This window comes from Streptomyces sp. NPDC015131, assembly GCF_043079975.1.
In the GTDB taxonomy this organism is placed as follows: Bacteria; Actinomycetota; Actinomycetes; order Streptomycetales; family Streptomycetaceae; genus Streptomyces.
In genome coordinates this window covers 1247096-1265521 of record NZ_JBIBVB010000002.1, presented here as the reverse complement: position 1 = coordinate 1265521, position 18426 = coordinate 1247096, and the positions used below count along the sequence as shown (strand labels likewise).

Genomic DNA, 18426 nt, shown 5'->3' with positions numbered 1-18426 from the left:
GCCGTTCCGCCGGAGTGCGCCGCGCAGGACACGGCCTAGAGGCGTTCGCCGCCCAGCTCCACCGCGGCGCAGCGCCATTTGCGGTCGGTGCCCTGCTCCAGGCGGAACGCCATCGCGCGCACCTGCTCCCCGGCGGCGATGGTCGCGTACGCCTCGACCACCCCGGGGCGCAGCGGGAAGCAGCCGCAGCGGCGGACGACCGGGCGGGCGCCGCGGGCCCGCAGCGGCGTCCCCGGCGCCAGGGCGATCAGCTGGTCGTAGGCGGCGCCGGCGGTCTGGCCCAGCATCCAGTGGACGGGCCGCTCCCCGCTGAGGACGGCGAGCAGCCGCTCGGCGAACAGGATGTGCGGGGGGAGCGGCCGGCGGGCGGCCGGCGCGGTGGCCGGCGCGGTGGCCGGCGCGGTGGCGGTCGTACGGGTCGCGGGGCCGGCGGCCGGGCGGGGTGTGCCGGGCCGGACCTGGCCCGGTCCTCGCCGGTCGCGGCGGCGTGCGGGGCCTGACGGTGTCCTGGTTGCGGTGGTGCTCATGATGATCGCCCCCGTTCCATGGGGCCCGGTTCCTACCGGGCGGTAACTTCCGTTGGTGATCTTCTACGGGTCGGGGGAGCGCCGCCGCAATCGGTACGGGAGCCGGTGGCGGCGCCGGGGAAGGATCACCTATCAGGGTGACGGCGGCCCCCGGGGGCGGGGCGGAGGCGGGTGCCGCGCGGCGCGGGGTGGACGGGCGGGCGCCGCGGTCCCGGGGCCCGAAGGGGGACCTCCACGTATCCTGTGGGCGTCTGTCGACTACGAAAGCGGCCTGCCATGCGCGTGTACGTCCCCCTGACCCTCCCCGGTCTCGCACAGGCGCACCGGGCGGGCGAGCTGGGGCCCGGCCCGCTCACCGCCTACGCGGTCACCCCCGGGCTGCGCGAGTGGTACGTCTCGGACGACATCGAGGAGCTGGAGTACGCCGCGCTCAGCCGCGCCGCCGCCGCCTCGCTGCGGATGCTGGCCGCCGACCCGGGCGCCGCGCGGCGCAGGGTCGTCGTGGCCGTCGACGTACCGGACGGTGCCGCGGTCGCCGACCCCGACGGGGCGCTGGAGCCGTCGTCGGTGGGCGAGGTGCGGATCGCCCGGGCGGTGCCGCTGGCCAAGGCGGCCGCCGTGCACGCCGACGCGGACGACGCCGAGACCGACGTCTCCGCCGCGGCGGACGCGCTGGGCGCGGCGGACCACGGGGACGACGACGCCCAGTTCGTGGTGGACGGGGCGGAGGACCACGAGCTGCTGTGGTTCGGGGTGCAGGAGATCCCCGCGCTGATCGGCTGAGCCCCCCAGCGGGACGGGCATCCCGGGCGGGACGGGCACCCCGGGCGGGACGGGCGCGCGGCGAACGGAACGGGCGCGGCGAACGGGACGGGCACCCCGGGCGGGCGCACGGCGGGGTTCGCGCGGGGTTCACACAGGCGGGGGCCGGTTGTCGGACCCTCCCGGTACCTTTTCAGGCATGGTGAAGCGCGGGACCCATCTGGTGTGGGACTGGAACGGCACTCTGCTGGATGACATCGACGCGGTGATAGGGGCGACGAACGCCGCCTTCGAGGAGATAGGTCTCGAGCCGATCACCCTCGCGCGCTACCGGGAGCTGTACTGCGTGCCCGTGCCGCAGTTCTACGAGCGCCTGATGGGCCGGCTGCCCACGGAGGCGGAGTGGCTCGTGATGGACGAGGCGTTCCACCGCCACTACTGGGTGCGGGCCGAGGTGTGCGGGCTCGCCGCCGGGGCCGCCGAGCTGCTGGCCTCCCGGCAGGCCGCCGGGCTCACCCAGTCGCTGCTGTCGCTGGCCCCGCACGACCTGCTGGTGCCGATCGTGCGCCGGCACGGCATCGAGGAGCGGTTCGTCCGGGTGGACGGGCGCACGGACACCTCCACGGCCGGCAAGGCGGAGCACATGGTGCGGCACCTGGTGGCGCTGGAGGGCGTCCCGGCGGAGCGGATCGTGGTGATCGGGGACGCGGCGGACGACGCGGTGGCGGCGCGGCACGTGGGCGCGAAGGCGGTGCTCTACACGGGCGGCTCGCACAGCAGGGCCAGCCTGGAGAAGGCCGGGGTGCCGGTGGTGGACTCGCTGGAGGAGGCGGTGGCGGTCGCGGAGGAGCTGGCCGCGTAGCCCTCGCCGGGCGGACGCGCACGAGCGGCCCGGGCGCGCCCCGCCCGGGTCCGCCTTGGCTCGCCGGGGCCGCCCTGGCCGCCCGCGGCGCGCCCGCCCGGGTGCGTCCTAGCTCGCCGGGGCCTGGGTGCGGAGGACCCGGAGGAACTCGCGCATCCAGGCCGGGTGGTCCGGCCAGGCGCGGGAGGAGACCAGGGTGCCGTCCACCACGGCCTCCGTGTCCTGGAAGGTGGCACCCGCGGACTGCATGTCCAGCTCCAGCGCCGGGTAGGCCGTGACGTGGCGGCCGTCCAGCGCGCCGACCGCGGCCGTGAGCAGCGGGCCGTGGCAGATCTGGGCGACCGGCTTGTCGGCGTCGAAGAAGGACTTCAGGATCTTGCGCAGCTCCGGGTCGTTGCGGAGGTACTCGGGCGCGCGGCCGCCCGGGACCACCACCGCGGCGTACTGGCTCGGCTCGACCTCCGAGAAGGCCAGGTCGGCCGGCCAGGTGTAGCCGGGCTTCTCGGTGTACGTGTCGTAGCCCGGTTCGAAGTCGTGCACGACGAACCGGAGCGTCTTGCGAGCCGGGGCGGCGATGTGGACCTCGTAGCCCTCCTCGCGCAGCCGCTGGTACGGATAGAGCACCTCCAGGGACTCCGCCGCGTCGCCGGTGACGATCAGGATCTTCACGGACATCACTGCCTGCCTCTCCTCGGGCCACGCTGTCGCTGTCCAGAGTGTCAAACTTCGGGGCCCGGTTTTGTACACATACGGCTCATGACGGCCCGGGGGGCAAGGGCGATAGCCTTGGACCCGTGATCAGCGCGATACGCCATGGGGGCAGCGGAGCCCCCGGCCTGCGCCCGGAGTGCCACCGTGCCCGGGTGATCGCTGATACGTCCCATCCGGCCCGGTCGCCAAAATTGGCCAATAACGGCCCGGACATCTCTCATCGCGGCATAACGTCGCCTCAGACCGGATACCCCGCGTCGTGGCGTTGTGTCACTTCTTTCACCTACGTCACGCAACGGCGCGCGACAGGAGCCAGAGGACATGCAGACCAAGCTGGACGAAGCCAAGGCCGAGCTGCTCGAACGGGCCGCCCGGGTAGCTGAGAACAGCCCGGTCGGGGGGCAACTCCAGACTGGGTCCGAGAACGGGAAGCGTCCGGACGAGGGCACGGTTCTCGAGTACCTCCAGCGCTACTACCTGCACACCGCCCCCGAGGACCTCACGGACCGCGACCCGGTCGACGTCTTCGGCGCGGCCCTTTCGCACTACCGGCTGGCCGAGAACCGGCCCCAGGGCACGGCCAACGTGCGGGTGCACACCCCCACCGTGGAGGAGAACGGCTGGACGTGCAGCCACTCCGTCGTGGAGGTCGTCACCGACGACATGCCGTTCCTGGTCGACTCGGTGACCAACGAGCTGTCCCGGCAGGGCCGCGGCATCCATGTCGTGATCCACCCGCAGGTCTCCGTCCGCCGCGACGTGGCCGGCCGCCTCATCGAGGCGCTGCCCGACGGCGGCGACACGAAGGACCGGCACGACGCCCTCACCGAGTCCTGGATCCACGTCGAGATCGACCGCGAGACCGACCGCGCCGACCTCAAGCAGATCACCGCCGACCTGCTGCGCGTGCTGTCCGACGTCCGCGAGACGGTCGAGGACTGGGAGAAGATGCGCGACGCCGCGCTGCGCATCGCCGACGACCTGCCGCGCGAGCCCATCGCCGACGACCTGCGCGAGTCCGAGGTCGACGAGGCCCGGGAGCTGCTGCGCTGGCTCGCCGACGACCACTTCACCTTCCTCGGCTACCGCGAGTACGAGCTGACCGGCGACGACGCGCTCACCGCCGTACCCGGCACCGGACTCGGCATCCTCCGCTCCGACCCGCACCACACCGACGACGAGGCGCACCCCGTCTCCCCGTCCTTCAACCGGCTGCCGCGCGACGCCCGCGCCAAGGCCCGCGAGCACAAGCTGCTCATCCTCACCAAGGCCAACAGCCGCGCCACCGTGCACCGGCCCTCCTACCTCGACTACGTCGGGGTGAAGAAGTTCGACAAGGACGGCAACGTCGTCGGCGAGCGCCGCTTCCTCGGCCTGTTCTCGTCGGCCGCGTACACCGAGTCCGTACGCCGGGTGCCGGTGATCCGCCGCAAGGTGGCCGAGGTCCTGGAGAAGGCGGGCTTCTCGCCCAACAGCCACGACGGCCGCGACCTGCTCCAGATCCTGGAGACCTACCCGCGCGACGAGCTGTTCCAGACGCCGGTCGACCAGCTGGAGTCGATCGCCACGAGCGTGCTCTACCTCCAGGAGCGCCGCAAGCTGCGGCTCTACCTGCGCCAGGACGAGTACGGGCGCTACTACTCCGCCCTCGTCTACCTGCCGCGCGACCGCTTCAACACCACCGTCCGGCTGCGGATCATCGACATCCTGAAGGAGGAGCTCGACGGCATCAGCGTCGACTTCACCGCCTGGAACACCGAGTCGATCCTCTCCCGGCTGCACTTCGTCGTCCGGGTCCCGCAGGGCACCGAGCTGACGCCGCTGACCGACGCCGACTCCGAGCGCATCGAGGCGCGGCTGGTGGAGGCCGCCCGCTCCTGGGAGGACGGCTTCGGCGAGGCGCTCAACGCCGAGGTGGGCGAGGAGCGCGCCGCCGAGCTGCTGCGCCGCTACGGCAACAGCTTCCCCGAGGGCTACAAGGCCGACCACACCCCGCGCGCCGCCGTCTCCGACCTGTCCCACCTGGAGCAGCTGGTCCGGGGCGAGAAGGACTTCGCCCTCTCGCTGTACGAGCCGGTCGGCGCCGGCCCCGGCGAGCGCCGCTTCAAGATCTACAAGACCGGTGCGCAGATCTCCCTCTCCGCCGTCCTGCCGGTCCTCAACCGGCTCGGCGTCGAGGTCGTCGACGAGCGCCCGTACGAGCTGCGCTGCGCGGACCGCACCCAGGCGTGGATCTACGACTTCGGGCTGCGCATGCCGCACGGTGCGGGCGGCGGCGACTACCTCGCCGACGACGCGCGCGAGCGGTTCCAGGAGGCGTTCGCCGCGACCTGGACCGGCCGCGCGGAGAACGACGGCTTCAACGCGCTGGTGCTGAGCGCGGGCCTGAACTGGCGCGAGGCGATGGTGCTGCGCGCGTACGCCAAGTACCTGCGGCAGGCCGGTTCGACCTTCAGCCAGGACTACATGGAGGACACCCTCCGCCACAACGTCCACACCACCCGGCTGCTGGTGTCGCTGTTCGAGGCGCGGATGGCGCCCGAGCGGCAGCGGGCCGGCACCGAGCTGACCGACGGGCTGCTGGAGGAGCTGGACGGCGCGCTGGACCAGGTCGCCTCCCTCGACGAGGACCGGATCCTCCGCTCCTTCCTCACCGTCATCAAGGCGACGCTGCGCACCAACTTCTTCCAGAAGAAGGAGGACGGCGAGCCGCACGACTACGTGTCGATGAAGTTCGACCCGCAGGCCATCCCGGACCTCCCCGCGCCGCGCCCGGCGTTCGAGATCTGGGTGTACTCGCCGCGTGTCGAGGGCGTCCACCTGCGCTTCGGCAAGGTCGCGCGCGGTGGTCTGCGCTGGTCGGACCGGCGCGAGGACTTCCGTACCGAGATCCTCGGCCTGGTCAAGGCGCAGATGGTGAAGAACACCGTCATCGTGCCGGTCGGCGCCAAGGGCGGCTTCGTCGCCAAGCAGCTGCCGGACCCGGCCGTCGACCGGGACGCCTGGATGGCGGAGGGCATCGCCAGCTACCGCACCTTCATCTCGGCGCTGCTGGACATCACCGACAACCTCGTCGCGGGCGAGGTCGTGCCGCCGGCGGACGTCGTCCGCCACGACGAGGACGACACCTACCTGGTGGTCGCCGCCGACAAGGGCACGGCGACGTTCTCCGACATCGCCAACGAGGTCGCCGTCGCGTACGGCTTCTGGCTGGGCGACGCGTTCGCCTCCGGCGGGTCGGCGGGCTACGACCACAAGGGCATGGGCATCACCGCGCGCGGTGCCTGGGAGTCGGTCAAGCGGCACTTCCGCGAGCTGGGCCACGACACCCAGACCGAGGACTTCACCGTCGTCGGCGTCGGCGACATGTCCGGCGACGTCTTCGGCAACGGCATGCTGCTCTCCGAGCACATCCGGCTGGTGGCGGCCTTCGACCACCGGCACATCTTCGTCGACCCGACGCCGGACGCGGCCGTCTCGTACGCCGAGCGGCGCCGCCTCTTCGAGCTGCCGCGCAGCTCGTGGGCCGACTACGACAAGGAGCTGCTGTCCCCGGGCGGCGGCATCCACCCCCGTACGGCCAAGTCGATCCCGGTCAACGCGCACATGCGCGCCGCGCTCGGCATCGAGGGGACGGTCACCAAGCTGACCCCCGCCGAGCTGATGCAGGCGATCCTCAAGGCGCCGGTCGACCTGCTGTGGAACGGCGGCATCGGTACGTACGTCAAGGCCGCCGGCGAGTCGCACGCCGACGTCGGCGACAAGGCCAACGACGCCATCCGCGTCAACGGCGAGGACCTGCGCGTCAAGGTCGTCGGCGAGGGCGGCAACCTGGGCCTGACCCAGCTCGGCCGGATCGAGTTCGCCCGCCGGGGCGGCCCGGAGGGCGAGGGCGGCCGGGTCAACACCGACGCCATCGACAACAGCGCGGGCGTGGACACCTCCGACCACGAGGTGAACATCAAGATCCTGCTCAATGGCCTGGTCGCGGACGGCGACATGACCGTCAAGCAGCGGAACCGGATCCTCGCCGAGATGACCGACGAGGTCGGCTCGCTGGTGCTGCGCAACAACTACGCGCAGAACGTGGCGCTGGCCAACGCCGTCGCGCAGTCCCCGTCGCTCCTCCACGCCCACCAGCGCTTCATGCGCCGCCTGGGCCGCGAGGGCCGGCTGGACCGGGCGCTGGAGTTCCTGCCCAACGACCGGCAGATCCGCGAGCTGCTGAGCGCGGGCAAGGGCCTCAGCCAGCCCGAGCTGGCCGTCCTCCTCGCGTACACCAAGATCACGGTGGCGGACGAGCTGATCCACACGGACCTGCCGGACGACCCGTACCTGCGCGAGCTGCTCCACGCGTACTTCCCGACGAAGCTGCGGGACGAGTTCGCCGAGCAGATCGACGCCCACGCGCTGCGCCGCGAGATCATCACCACCGTGCTGGTCAACGACACCGTGAACACCGGTGGCTCGACCTTCCTGCACCGGCTGCGCGAGGAGACCGGCGCGTCCATCGAGGAGATCGTCCGGGCGCAGACCGCCGCCCGCGCGATCTTCGGCCTGGGCGAGGTGTGGGACGCGGTCGAGGCGCTGGACAACCGGGTCGCTGCCGACGTCCAGACCCGTGTCCGGCTGCACTCGCGGCGCCTGGTGGAGCGCGGTACGCGCTGGCTGCTGGGCAACCGGCCGCAGCCGGTGCAGCTCGCCGAGACCGTCGCCTTCTTCGCCGAGCGCGTCGAGCAGGTGTGGGCGAAGCTGCCGCAGATGCTGCGGGGCGCGGACCTGGAGTGGTACGAGTCGATCGTGGCCGAGCTGACCTCGGCGGGCGTCCCCGAGGAGCTGGCGCTGCGGGTGGCGGGCTTCTCGTCCGCGTTCCCGACGCTCGACATCGTGGCGATCGCCGACCGGACGGGCAAGGACCCGATGGCGGTGGCCGAGGTCTACTACGACCTGGCCGACCGGCTGTCCATCACCCAGCTGATGGACCGCATCATCGAGCTGCCGCGCGCCGACCGCTGGCAGTCGATGGCCCGCGCCTCGATCCGGGAGGACCTGTACGCCGCGCACGCCGCCCTCACGGCCGACGTGCTGGCCGCCGGGAACGGCACCGCGACGCCCGAGGAGCGCTTCACGGCCTGGGAGCGGAAGAACGCCGCCATCCTCGGCCGGGCCCGCTCGACGCTGGAGGAGATCCAGGGGTCGGACGACTTCGACCTGGCGAACCTGTCGGTGGCGATGCGGACCATGCGCACCCTGCTGCGCACGCACAGCTGACCGTACGGAGTGGAGGGGGCGCCCCGGCCCGGGGCGCCCCCTCCGCCGTGTCCGTGGCCCGTCACCGGCCGGCGGCCGTCACTTCTCCAGGCCCTTGAGCGACGGCGGCCCCGGCACCGTCTGCGTCCACAGCCGCCGGCACGACAGCAGCGCGGCGGTCACCAGCAGCCCGTTGCGCAGGACCATCACGGCGCACCCGAGGGGCGTGACGGCGAGGACGTCGTCGTACAGGACGGGGTACGCGAGGGCGCTGAGCGCGGCGGCCGGGACCATCAGCAGGGCGACGGTCCGCTGGCCGGTGTCCCGGCAGGTCAGGCAGACCGCGCCCAAGCCCAGCAGCCACACCAGGTACTGGGGGCTGATCACCCGGCTGGTCACCGTGAACAGCAGCACGGCGGTGAACGCGGCGTCCACCGGGGTCGCCGCGGTCCACTGCCACGACCGCACCCGCCACAGCAGCAGCCAGCAGAAGGCGAGCGCGGTGAGCACCAGGGCGGCGTGGGCGGCGCTGGAGACGTACGGGCCGGTCAGCTCGAAGGCGCCGTAGCGGTAGCGGACCTCGCCGTCCCACCAGCCGGCGAGCTTCGCCAGGGACAGGGCGGTGCCGCCCACGGACTCGATCTGCACGCCCCTGCTGCCCTGCTGGTGCGCGAAGTCCAGGGTGTGCGAGAAGGCCACCGCCAGGACGGCGAGCAGCGCGCCGGCCGCCACCAGCGCGGCGGTCCAGGCCCGGCGCGTGAGGTGGCCCCGGGGCGTGCCGAGCAGGGTGAGCAGCGGCCACACCTTGATCATGGCGCCCAGTCCGGCCAGCGCGCCGCCCAGCCGGGCGTGCCCGGCCCGCAGCGCCAGCAGGCCCAGCACCGCGACGGCGGTGACCTGGACGTCGTACCGCGCCAGTGGCAGGTGGAGCAGCAGCGGCAGCCCGCCCACCCACAGCCAGGCGCCGCGCTCGCCCGCGCGGGCGAGCGCGAGGGTGACGACGGCGTCGGCCAGCAGGGTCAGGGCGACGAACGCCTGGTAGTACGTCAGCCCCGGCACCTGGCCGGGCGCCAGGAACACCAGTCCGGCGCCCGGCGGGTACTGCCAGGTGACGTCGTCGGGCGGGAACGTGCCGTGGGCGAGCTGCTGGTACCAGTGCCGGTACAGCAGGTAGACCTCGCGGCCGATCCCCCCGATGCCGAGGCTGTCCTGCCACAGCAGCAGGAGCATCCCGGCGCGCGTGACGGCCCACACGGCGGCCAGCGGCAGGGCGGCGGTCCGGTCCGTGAAGATAGGTGCGCGGCGTGCGGCGATCCTGGTGATGGTCATCGCAGCGCACTTTAGGCGCTATGCCCTATTTCTTCCTGGTGTGTGCCTCATATGCGTCAACGACCTCCCCCGCCGGGCCGTCCATCAGCAGCCGTCCGGCCTCCAGCCACAGGGCCCGGTCGCAGGTCTCCCGGATCGCCGCGTTGCTGTGGCTGACCAGGAACACCGTGCCGGCCTCCGCCCGCAGCTCGCTGATCCGCTCCTGGCTGCGGCGCTGGAAGCGCGCGTCCCCGGTGGCCAGCGCCTCGTCGATCAGCAGCACGTCGTGCGACTTCGCGGCGGCGATGGCGAACCGCAGCCGGGCGCCCATGCCGGAGGAGTAGGTGCGCATCGGCAGCGAGATGAAGTCGCCCTTCTCGTTGATCCCGGAGAAGTCCACGATCTCCTGGTACCGCTGCTGGACCTGCTCGCGCGACATGCCCATCGCCAGCCCGCCCAGCACCACATTGCGCTCGCCGGTCAGATCGCCCATCAGGGCCGCGTTCACCCCCAGGAGTGACGGCTGGCCCCGGGTGTAGATCCGGCCCTCGCTGGGGGGCTGGAGGCCCGCGACCGCCCGGAGCAGGGTCGACTTGCCCGAGCCGTTGGAGCCGATCAGCCCGATCGCCTCGCCCTTGTACGCGGCGAAGCTCACGCCCTTGACGGCGTGGACCGTCCGGGTGCCCGGCGCCGGCCCCTTCCCCCGGTCCCGGCGGGACAGCAGGCGGCCCAGCGCGGCCGTCGCGCCGCCCCGGCCCCCGGGCGAGCCCGCGCCCTGGACGGTGTAGGTGATGTGCACGCCGTCGGCGACGACGGTCGGCACCGGCTCCGCGCCGGTGGTGGTGTCGGTGTCAGCCACGGCCGTACGTCTCCTCCGCCTGCCAGAACCAGATGAACCCGCCCACGGCGGCGACCAGCGCCCAGCCGGCCGCCACGGCCCACACGTGCGGGGGCAGCTGGGCGGAGGTGAAGCTGTCGATGAGCGCGAAGCGCACGAGGTCGATGTAGACGGCGGCCGGATTGCACTCCAGGGCCAGCAGCAGCCCGTGCGGCAGGTCGTTCTTCGCCAGGACGTGCTCCACGCTCCACATCACCCCCGAGACGTACATCCAGGTGCGCAGCACGAACGGCATCAGCTGCGCGATGTCGGGCGTACGGGCCGCCAGCCGCGCCAGCGCCAGGGAGACGCCGGTGTTGAAGAGGAACTGGAGGAGCAGCGCCGGCACGGCCAGCAGCCAGGACGGGCCGGGCGTCACGCCGAAGCAGAACAGGATGACCACCAGCGCGCAGAGCGAGAACGCCAGCTGCTGGAGCTGCTGGAGCGCCAGCGAGACGGGCAGGCTCGCGCGCGGGAAGTGCAGCGCCCGGACCAGGCCCAGGTTCCCGCTGATCGCCCGGGTCCCGGCCAGGATCGAGCTGGAGGTGAAGGTCCAGATGAAGACGCCGGTGACCAGGAACGGCACGAAGTCGGGCACGCCCTCCCGGGTGTTCATCAGGACGCCGAAGATGAAGAAGTAGACCGCCGCGTTGAGCAGCGGGGTCGCCACCTGCCAGAGCTGGCCCAGCCGGGCCTGGCTGTACTGGGCGGTGAGGCGCGCGGTGGCGAACGCGGTGATGAAGTGGCGCCGGGACCACAGCTGCCTGCCGTACTCGGGCAGGGAGGGCCGGGCGCCGCTGACCGAGAGCCCGTGCCGCAGGGCGAGCGCCCGGAGATCCTCCTGGGGGCGGCCGGTCGTCTCCGGCGGTGGCGCGAGGGTCTGCGTACTCACAGAGGCGGTCTCCCTGGGCGTGGTCGGACAGCGACGGAACGGGACCGTTTCGTCGCTACGGGGAGAGTAGGCCCGGGTTACGTCGGAACGCAACCGTCCCGTCGTCGCGTAAAGGTGGCGCTATGATCCGGGCATGAGCACACCGCCGCCCCGCCGGCAGCCCGCCGGAGCCGCCGTACTCCGCGAGGACGTCACCGAGGCCATCCGGGCCGCCGTCTTCGAGGAACTGGCGGCGGTCGGCTTCGCCCGGATGTCCATCGAGGGCATCGCCCGGCGCGCGGGCGTCGGCAAGACCGCCGTCTACCGGCGCTGGAAGTCCAAGCTGTCGCTCGTCCTCGACCTGCTGACCGCGTTCGCCGCGCAGGGCCTGCCCGCCCCCGGCACCGGTTCGCTGTACGGGGACGTCCGCGCCCTGCTGGAGGTCGCCGCCCACGCGCTGCGCCACCCCGTCGCGTCGCAGGTCATCCCGGACCTCCTGGTCGAGGCGGCCCGGCACCCCGAGATCGCCGACGCCATCAGGGCGGCCCTCCTCGACGGCCAGCAGGGCGTGGCCGCGCTCGTCGTCCGGGACGCGGTCGCCCGCGGCGAGCTGCCGGAGGGCGCCGACCCGGACCGCGCCCTGGACCTGATCGTGGGGCCGCTCTACTGGCGCCTCGTCGTGGTCCGCACCCCGCTCCCGGACGGCTACCTCGACGACCTGGCCGCCTCGGCGGTCGCGGCGCTGCGGGCCTGAGCGCCGGGCGGGCCGCCGTCACCCGGTCGGACGCGGCGGCGGTGACGCCCGGCGGGCCGCGCGGTTGAAGCCACCGACACGAAAGGACGGTGGTGAGACGTGCGCAGCCTGAGCATCGAAGGGGCCTGGGTGAGGGAGCCTCGGGTCTTCCGGGACGAACGCGGCAGCTTCCACGAGTGGTTCACGGCGCCCGACCTGCACGAGGCGGCGGGACACGGGCTCGGGCTCGCCCAGGCCAACTGCTCGGTGTCCGCCCGGGGCACCCTCCGGGGCGTCCACTTCGCCGACGTACCGCCCGGCCAGGCCAAGTACGTGACCTGCGTACGCGGCGCCGTGCTCGACGTGGTCGTCGACCTCCGCACCGGCTCGCCCACCTACCGCGCCTGGGAGGCCGTCCGGCTGGACGACCGGGACCACCGGGCCGTGCACATCGCCGAGGGGCTCGGGCACGCCTTCATGGCCCTCACCGACGACGCCACCGTGGTCTACCTCTGCTCCCGCGGCTACGCCCCCGCCCGCGAGCACGGCGTCCACCCGCTCGACCCCGCGCTCGCCATCGACTGGCCGGCCGGCCTCACCCCCGTCCTGTCCGCGAAGGACGCCGCCGCCCCGACCCTCGCCGAGGCCGAGCGGGCCGGCCTGCTGCCCTCCTACGAGGCGTGCGCCCAGTGGTACGCCGGGCTGCGCGCCCCCGCGCCGGAGCAGGCGGGCGTCCCCGCGCCGGAACAGGCGGGCGCCCCGGCGCCGCTGGTCCCGGCCACCCGCCGCTGAGTCCGCGCCCCGGCGCCCCCGCGACGCGACGATGCCGGGTACCGCTCCCCAGGAGCGGTACCCGGCATCCGGGATGACGCCGGTTCAGGAACCGGCGGTGCTACCAGCGGTACCAGCGGCCGCGCGAACCACCGTGACCGGCCGGACGGACCAGGAAGCCGACCAACCAGACCACCAGGACGATGGCCGCGACCCACCACAGCACCTCGAGGGCGAAACCCGCGCCGAAAAGAATCAGGGCGAGAAGAAGAACAAGAAGAAGCGGGACCATGTTTATCAACCTCCGTGGCCGCTTGTGCCCGGCCTCATGAAGATCACACAATCCAGGACCGGATTTTCTTTTCTGGATTTCCGTTGGTTTGCCGCCGGGGCGACCGGCAAGAAGGTGGTCAATCCCGAAATCGACCACATGGGAGTGTGATTCCGATGGCAGCCGACGAGAAGGCGCAGGCCAAGACCGACCAGGTCAAGGGCAAGGTCAAGGAGACCATCGGGCGGGCGACCGGCAACGAGCGCATGGAGGCCGAGGGTCGCGCCGACCAGTCGAAGGGTGACCTTCGGCAGGCGAAGGAGAACACGAAGGACGCCTTCCGCCGCTGACCGCGCGGTCGCCGCAGACGCGAAACGGCCCGCCCCCTTTCCGGGGCGGGCCGTTTCGCGTTCTCGGTGCGTTGTGTTCTTGGCGCGCCGGACGCCGCCGGACACCGGTGGCCGGTGTCCGGCGGCGACCGGCGGCGGCCGGTGGTGGGGTCAGGACGCCACCGCCGGGGTGAAGCAGGCCGTGATGGTCTTGCCGTGCTGCTGCGCGTGGGCGTGCCAGTGGTCCGACACCGCGTCCACCAGGGCCAGCCCCCGCCCGCCCGGCGAGGTGGTGTCGGGGGTGCGCGGGGCGGGCACCCCGCTGCCGTCCTCGTCGTGGACGCTCACATGCAGGCACTGGCTGTCCCAGGTCAGCACGAGCTGCGCGGAGCTGTGCGCGTGCACATGCGCGTTGGTGATCAGCTCCGACACCGTGAGCAGGACGTCGTCCACCGTCTCCGGGGAGTCTTCGGCCCAGCCCAGGGACTCCATGTGCTCCCGCGCCCAGCTCCGCCCCGCCCGTACACCGCCCGACACGGGGAAGCACCGGGCCCAGCCCACGGCCCTCATCGACGAGTCGGTCATCGCGTCTCCTTGCGTCGTCGCCCAGTCGTCCAGCAGTCCGGTCGGTCGTCCGTGACCTCCTGCCGCCCGTGTACCCCCGGGACCGCGGGGACACATGCCACGAACCGGTTGTCATGGGCAGGGTTTCGCGGGGCATACGGCCTCACGTCAACATGTGCCAGACATAGGGGAGTTGTGGCGTGAGACGGCTCAATACATGGCTCGGCGAGCATCTGTGGGCGACGGTCCTGCTGTCCGTGTTCCTCGCCGGCCTGGTGATCCTCCTGATTTCCCCGGGTCGCTCGTGGTGGGAGGTGTTCCTGCGGGTCGGCGCCATCTCCCTGGGCGGGGTGGGCTTCGTCTTCCACCGCCGGCGCAAGGACAAGCGGGTGACCGGCGGCTCCGACCGGACGGTCGTGGGGCTGGAGGAGCGGATCCGGCTCGGGCGCGTCCCCGAGGACGCGGGCGAGCGCGAGGCCATGGCCCGGCTGGTGGCGCACCGGCTGCGCCAGACCCGGTACCGCTGGTGGGCGCTGGCGGGCCTGTACGTCCTGTTCGGCGCGGTCGCGGTGGGCTTCGCCAGCACGGCCGACGCGCCGCGGGCGGCCGTGGTCCTGGCGCTCGCGGCGGCGTTCCTGGCCTGGATGACCTGGACGTCCGTGAACCAGCACCGGCGCCTGCGGTCCATGGCCGAACAGGTCGGGCAGACCGGGCGCGGCGGGGCCGCCCGCCCGCGGCACACGGAAGGACACACGACGATGCGGAGGGGAACGGCGTGACGACGACGAAGAGGCCGGCGAGGAAGGCGAACGTCCTGGTGGCCGTGACCGTGTTGGCGGCGGTCACCGGGCTCGCGGGGTGCGGGAGCGACGGCAAGGGAGCGGAGGGCGAGCCCTTCGCCGGGCAGAGCGCCGACCAGATAGCCGAGAAGGCCGTCAAGGCGACCCGGGACGCCCGGTCGGTGCGGATGTCCGGGACGGCCCAGCAGCAGGGCGCCTCCGTGAAGGTCGACTTCAAGGTCGACGAGAAGGACGGCTGCGTCGGCACGATGACCGGCAAGGGCGGCAAGGCCGAGGTCCGGCAGACCGGGCAGACCATGTACCTCAAGGGCGACCAGGACTTCTGGAAGAGCGCCCTCCAGGGCCGGCCCGGCACCGACAAGGCGGTCGGGCAGCTCCAGGGCAAGTGGGTCAAGAGCAAGCCCGGCGAGGCCCGCACCGAGGGCCTCTGCGACAAGCAGGCCGCGCTCGCGGCGATGGACGGCGACAAGTCCGAGCGCACCGGCATGAAGAAGGGCGGGACCACCACCGTCGACGGTCGGAAGGCACTGGCGCTGCACAAGCAGCAGCCGGGCGGCGAGAAGGTGACGATGTACGTCGCGGCGGAGGGCGACCCGTACATCCTCCGGGCGACCTCCGAGGGAGGCAAGGCGCCCAGCGAGATGGTCTTCTCCGACTACAACAAGGAGGTCGAGGTCGAGGCGCCGCCCGCCGGGCAGGTGGTCGACCCCGCCACCGTCGCCGTCGGCGGCTGAGCGCCGGGCCGCACGCCTTCCGGGACGTCAGCGGCGTACGCCCGCCAGGGCGGGGAGCGCCTCCGGCAGGGCCTCGCGCCAGTGGCGCGGGGGCGCCATCCCCGCCTCGCGCCAGCGCGCGTGGCCGAGCACGCTGTACGCGGGGCGGGGCGCCGGGCGCGGGAAGGCGGCGGTGGTGACCGGGCGGACGCGGCCGGGGTCGGCGCCCAGCAGGCGGAACGTCTCCCGGGCCAGGTCGTACCAGGTGCCGTCACCGGAGTTGGTGGCGTGGTAGATCCCGGGCGGCGCGTCCGCCAGGGCGACCAGCCGGGCGGCCACGTCGGCGCTCCAGGTCGGCTGGCCGCGCTGGTCGTCCACCACGTCCACGGTGTCGCGGGTCGCCTCCAGGCGGGCCATCGTCGCCACGAAGTTGCCGCCGCCCGCCCCGTACAGCCAGCCCGTCCGCACCACCCGCCCGCGCTCGGGCAGCAGTTCCCGCACCGCCCGCTCGCCGGCGAGTTTGGTGCGGCCGTACGCCGTGCGGGGCCCGGTCGGGGCGCCCTCGGCGTACGGCACGCGCGCGTGGCCGTCGAAGACGTAGTCGGTGGAGACGTGCACCAGGGCCGCGCCGGTCGCCGCGCACGCCTCGGCGAGGTGCCGGACGGCCGTCCCGTTGACCGCCAGGGCCTCCGCCTCGCGGCTCTCGGCGTCGTCCACCGCCGTCCAGGCGGCGCAGTTGACCACCACCCGGGGGCGCAGCGCCCGTACCGCGGCCAGCACCGCGTCCCGGTCGGTGATGTCCAGGTCGCGCCGGGCGAGCCCCACGGCGTCACCGCCCAGGAGGCCCAGCACGTCCCGCGCCAGCATCCCGCCGGCTCCGGTGACCAGCCAGGTCACAGCGCCGCCCGGGAGAGCAGCGGCTCCCACCAGGAGCGGTTGTCCCGGTACCAGGCGACCGTGTCGGCGAGCCCCTCCGCGAAGCCGGTGCGCGGCCGGTAGCCCAGCTCGTCGCGGATCTTCGTCCAGTCCACCGCGTAGCGCCGGTCGTGGCCCTTGCGGTCCTCGACGTGGTCCACCCGCGACCAGTCCGCGCCGCACGCGTCGAGCAGCGCCCCGGTCAGCTCGCGGTTGGACAGCTCCGTACCGCCGCCGATGTTGTAGACCTCGCCCGCCCGGCCCCGGGTCCGCACCAGTTCGACGGCGCGCACGTGGTCGTCGACGTGCAGCCAGTCCCGGACGTGGGAGCCGTCCCCGTACAGCGGCACCCGGCCCCCGTCCAGCAGCCGGGTGACGAACAGAGGCACGACCTTCTCGGGGAACTGGTGGTGGCCGTAGTTGTTGGAGCAGCGGGTGACCCGGACGTCCAGGCCGTGCGTCCGGTGGTGGGCCAGGGCGAGCAGGTCGGCGGACGCCTTGGTGGCGGCGTAGGGGGAGTTGGGGCGCAGCGGCTCATCCTCGGTCCACGCGCCGGTGTCGATCGACCCGTACACCTCGTCCGTGGACACCTGGACGAAGGTGGTGACCCGGTGGCGCACGGCCGCGTCCAGCAGGGTCTGGGTGCCCACCACATTGGTGCGGACGAAGGCTCCGGCGCCCGCGATCGAGCGGTCGACGTGCGACTCGGCGGCGAAGTGGACGATCTGGTCGTGCTCGGAGACCAGCTTGCCGACCAGCTCGGGGTCGCAGACGTCGCCCCGGACGAAGGCGAATCCGGGGTGGTCGCGCACCGGGTCGAGGTTCGCGGGGTTGCCGGCGTAGGTCAGCTTGTCGAGGACAGTGACCTGGGTGCCCTCGGGGCCCGAGGGGCCCAGCAGCGTACGGACGTAGGCCGAGCCGATGAAGCCGGCTCCGCCGGTCACCAGGACGCGGGAGGCGGTGTTCATGCCGAGATCTGCACCTTGCTGTGATCGCCGAGCACCAGGCGGTGGGCGGCCGGGATGGGCGGGGCGGGGGTGATCTCGACGTTACGTCCGATGAGGGACGCCTCGACACGCCCCACGCCGTGCAGCGACGAGCCGCTGAGCACGATGGAGTACTCGATCTCGCTGTCGGTGACCCGGCAGTTCTCCGCGATGGAGGTGGACGGGCCGATGTAGGAGTTCTCCACCACCGCGCCCGCGCCGATGATCACCGGGCCGACGATCCGCGAGCCGCGCACGGTCGCGCCGCCGCCGATGCGGACCCGGCCGATGATCTCGGTGGCGGCGTCGACCGAGCCCTCGTTGCGGGGGGTGAGCAGCTCCAGCACGGACCGGTTGACCTCCAGCATGTCGGCCACGTTCCCGGTGTCCTTCCAGTAGCCGGACACCACGGTGGAGGTGACGGTGCGCCGGTCGTCGATGAGCCACTGGAGGGCGTCGGTGATCTCCAGTTCGCCGCGCGCGGACGGCACGATGGAGCGGACCGCCTCGTGCACGGCGGGGGTGAAGAGGTAGACCCCGACGAGGGCCAGGTCGCTGCGGGGGCTGGCGGGCTTCTCCTCCAGCCGGGCGACACGTCCCTCGACGTCCAGCTCGGCGACGCCGAAGGCGCGCGGGTCGGGGACCTTGGTCAGCAGGATGCTGGCGGCGGGGCGGGTGGCGCGGAACTCCTCGACCAGGTCGGTGATCCCGCCGACGATGAAGTTGTCGCCGAGGTACATCACGAAGTCGTCCTCGCCGAGGAACTCCCGGGCGATCAGGACGGCGTGGGCCAGGCCGAGCGGGGCGTGCTGGGGGATGTAGGTGACGGCCAGGCCGAAGCGCGTCCCGTCGCCGACGGCCGCGCGGATCTCGTCGGCGGTGTCCGGGGCGACGATGATGCCGACGTCCCTGATCCCGGCGGCGGCGATCGATTCGAGCCCGTAGAAGAGCACCGGCTTGTTGGCCACGGGGACGAGCTGCTTGGCGGAGGTGTGGGTGATCGGGCGCAGCCGGGTGCCGGCGCCCCCGGAGAGTACGAGTGCTTTCACTTCGCTGACCTGCCTGTCTGCCTCGGCTGACGCGGAACGCGGTGCGGGCCCGCGACAAGGTGCAGATGGTGAACGAGAGTTGAGCGCCACGAATTACGTCCAGTTATGCGCCATACGTGTGATTCCA

The 18426-nt window shown here is 72.8% G+C and carries 18 protein-coding genes; 8 read left to right on the top strand and 10 right to left on the bottom strand.

Annotated features, from left to right (window positions below):
* Positions 1-35 precede the first annotated feature (35 nt).
* On the bottom strand, positions 36-527 hold the full coding sequence (locus ACF08D_RS11340) for an Rv3235 family protein (protein ID WP_392222301.1): 492 nt from the start codon (positions 525-527) through the stop codon (positions 36-38).
* 276 nt (positions 528-803) lie between these two features.
* On the opposite strand from ACF08D_RS11340, the gene ACF08D_RS11335 reads away from it, so the two are divergent.
* Together ACF08D_RS11335 and ACF08D_RS11330 are read left to right on the top strand one after the other, a co-directional pair.
* Positions 804-1310, top strand: coding sequence for a DUF6912 family protein (locus ACF08D_RS11335; protein ID WP_392222300.1), 507 nt, complete (start codon positions 804-806; stop codon positions 1308-1310).
* 178 nt (positions 1311-1488) lie between these two features.
* Positions 1489-2151, top strand: coding sequence for an HAD family hydrolase (locus ACF08D_RS11330; RefSeq protein WP_392222299.1), 663 nt, complete (start codon positions 1489-1491; stop codon positions 2149-2151).
* 108 nt (positions 2152-2259) lie between these two features.
* Here ACF08D_RS11330 and ACF08D_RS11325 read toward each other — a convergent pair whose 3' ends face one another.
* Positions 2260-2826: a DJ-1/PfpI family protein gene (locus tag ACF08D_RS11325; protein ID WP_392222298.1), complete on the bottom strand. Its 567-nt coding sequence runs from the start codon at positions 2824-2826 to the stop codon at positions 2260-2262.
* A 357-nt stretch (positions 2827-3183) separates the two neighbouring features.
* Here ACF08D_RS11325 and ACF08D_RS11320 point away from each other — a divergent pair, with 357 nt between their 5' ends.
* The gene (locus ACF08D_RS11320) at positions 3184-8133 is read left to right on the top strand and encodes an NAD-glutamate dehydrogenase (protein WP_392222297.1); all 4950 of its coding nucleotides are present in this window, start codon (positions 3184-3186) and stop codon (positions 8131-8133) included.
* Between the two features lie 78 nt (positions 8134-8211).
* Here ACF08D_RS11320 and ACF08D_RS11315 read toward each other — a convergent pair whose 3' ends face one another.
* From ACF08D_RS11315 to ACF08D_RS11305, 3 genes are read right to left on the bottom strand one after another with little or no spacing between them, the layout of a single operon-like run.
* Positions 8212-9441 (bottom strand): glycosyltransferase 87 family protein, encoded by a 1230-nt coding sequence (locus ACF08D_RS11315; protein ID WP_392222296.1) that lies wholly within the window; start codon positions 9439-9441, stop codon positions 8212-8214.
* A gap of 25 nt (positions 9442-9466) precedes the next feature.
* The gene (locus tag ACF08D_RS11310) at positions 9467-10279 is read right to left on the bottom strand and encodes an ABC transporter ATP-binding protein (protein ID WP_392222295.1); all 813 of its coding nucleotides are present in this window, start codon (positions 10277-10279) and stop codon (positions 9467-9469) included.
* Complete coding sequence (locus tag ACF08D_RS11305) at positions 10272-11189, bottom strand: ABC transporter permease (RefSeq protein ID WP_392222294.1); 918 nt, start codon at positions 11187-11189, stop codon at positions 10272-10274. The genes ACF08D_RS11310 and ACF08D_RS11305 overlap by 8 nt, the downstream gene beginning before the upstream one ends.
* Positions 11190-11322: 133 nt before the next feature.
* Between ACF08D_RS11305 and ACF08D_RS11300 the strand changes: the two genes are divergently transcribed.
* Positions 11323-11922 (top strand): TetR/AcrR family transcriptional regulator, encoded by a 600-nt coding sequence (locus ACF08D_RS11300; RefSeq protein WP_392222293.1) that lies wholly within the window; start codon positions 11323-11325, stop codon positions 11920-11922.
* A 99-nt stretch (positions 11923-12021) separates the two neighbouring features.
* Positions 12022-12693: a dTDP-4-dehydrorhamnose 3,5-epimerase family protein gene (locus ACF08D_RS11295; RefSeq protein WP_392222292.1), complete on the top strand. Its 672-nt coding sequence runs from the start codon at positions 12022-12024 to the stop codon at positions 12691-12693.
* A gap of 100 nt (positions 12694-12793) precedes the next feature.
* Here the strand turns inward: ACF08D_RS11295 and ACF08D_RS11290 are convergent, their stop codons facing one another.
* A complete protein-coding gene (locus tag ACF08D_RS11290) occupies positions 12794-12964 on the bottom strand; it encodes a hydrophobic protein (protein WP_392222369.1) in 171 nt (56 codons plus the stop codon).
* A 155-nt stretch (positions 12965-13119) separates the two neighbouring features.
* Between ACF08D_RS11290 and ACF08D_RS11285 the strand changes: the two genes are divergently transcribed.
* Entirely contained in the window at positions 13120-13293 is a 174-nt protein-coding gene (locus ACF08D_RS11285; RefSeq protein ID WP_392222291.1) for a CsbD family protein, read from the top strand.
* A 150-nt stretch (positions 13294-13443) separates the two neighbouring features.
* Here ACF08D_RS11285 and ACF08D_RS11280 read toward each other — a convergent pair whose 3' ends face one another.
* On the bottom strand, positions 13444-13857 hold the full coding sequence (locus ACF08D_RS11280) for an ATP-binding protein (RefSeq protein ID WP_392222290.1): 414 nt from the start codon (positions 13855-13857) through the stop codon (positions 13444-13446).
* Between the two features lie 179 nt (positions 13858-14036).
* Between ACF08D_RS11280 and ACF08D_RS11275 the strand changes: the two genes are divergently transcribed.
* On the top strand, positions 14037-14615 hold the full coding sequence (locus ACF08D_RS11275) for a hypothetical protein (RefSeq protein WP_392222289.1): 579 nt from the start codon (positions 14037-14039) through the stop codon (positions 14613-14615).
* Positions 14612-15370, top strand: a complete 759-nt coding sequence (locus ACF08D_RS11270) for a hypothetical protein (protein WP_392222288.1) — start codon at positions 14612-14614, stop codon at positions 15368-15370. The genes ACF08D_RS11275 and ACF08D_RS11270 overlap by 4 nt, the downstream gene beginning before the upstream one ends.
* A 27-nt stretch (positions 15371-15397) precedes the next feature.
* On the opposite strand, the gene rfbD is transcribed toward ACF08D_RS11270, so the two are convergent.
* The 3 genes from rfbD to ACF08D_RS11255 are packed head-to-tail and all read right to left on the bottom strand — an operon-like array spanning position 15398 to position 18299.
* Positions 15398-16246: a dTDP-4-dehydrorhamnose reductase gene (rfbD, locus tag ACF08D_RS11265; RefSeq protein WP_392222287.1), complete on the bottom strand. Its 849-nt coding sequence runs from the start codon at positions 16244-16246 to the stop codon at positions 15398-15400.
* A complete protein-coding gene (gene rfbB, locus ACF08D_RS11260) occupies positions 16243-17232 on the bottom strand; it encodes a dTDP-glucose 4,6-dehydratase (RefSeq protein ID WP_392222286.1) in 990 nt (329 codons plus the stop codon). The genes rfbD and rfbB overlap by 4 nt, the downstream gene beginning before the upstream one ends.
* Positions 17229-18299, bottom strand: coding sequence for a glucose-1-phosphate thymidylyltransferase (locus tag ACF08D_RS11255; RefSeq protein WP_392222285.1), 1071 nt, complete (start codon positions 18297-18299; stop codon positions 17229-17231). Before ACF08D_RS11255 ends, rfbB begins: the two co-directional genes overlap by 4 nt.
* Between the last annotated feature and the right edge of the window lie 127 nt (positions 18300-18426).

Coding starts and splice junctions, on each gene's coding strand:
- ACF08D_RS11340 (WP_392222301.1), bottom strand. CDS start 527: ATGAGCACCACCGCAACCAGGACACCGTCAGGCCCCGCACGCCGCCGC.
- ACF08D_RS11335 (WP_392222300.1), top strand. CDS start 804: ATGCGCGTGTACGTCCCCCTGACCCTCCCCGGTCTCGCACAGGCGCAC.
- ACF08D_RS11325 (WP_392222298.1), bottom strand. CDS start 2,826: ATGTCCGTGAAGATCCTGATCGTCACCGGCGACGCGGCGGAGTCCCTG.
- ACF08D_RS11300 (WP_392222293.1), top strand. CDS start 11,323: ATGAGCACACCGCCGCCCCGCCGGCAGCCCGCCGGAGCCGCCGTACTC.
- ACF08D_RS11290 (WP_392222369.1), bottom strand. CDS start 12,964: ATGGTCCCGCTTCTTCTTGTTCTTCTTCTCGCCCTGATTCTTTTCGGC.
- ACF08D_RS11280 (WP_392222290.1), bottom strand. CDS start 13,857: ATGACCGACTCGTCGATGAGGGCCGTGGGCTGGGCCCGGTGCTTCCCC.
- ACF08D_RS11320 (WP_392222297.1), top strand. CDS start 3,184: ATGCAGACCAAGCTGGACGAAGCCAAGGCCGAGCTGCTCGAACGGGCC.
- rfbB (WP_392222286.1), bottom strand. CDS start 17,232: ATGAACACCGCCTCCCGCGTCCTGGTGACCGGCGGAGCCGGCTTCATC.
- ACF08D_RS11330 (WP_392222299.1), top strand. CDS start 1,489: ATGGTGAAGCGCGGGACCCATCTGGTGTGGGACTGGAACGGCACTCTG.
- ACF08D_RS11315 (WP_392222296.1), bottom strand. CDS start 9,441: ATGACCATCACCAGGATCGCCGCACGCCGCGCACCTATCTTCACGGAC.
- ACF08D_RS11285 (WP_392222291.1), top strand. CDS start 13,120: ATGGCAGCCGACGAGAAGGCGCAGGCCAAGACCGACCAGGTCAAGGGC.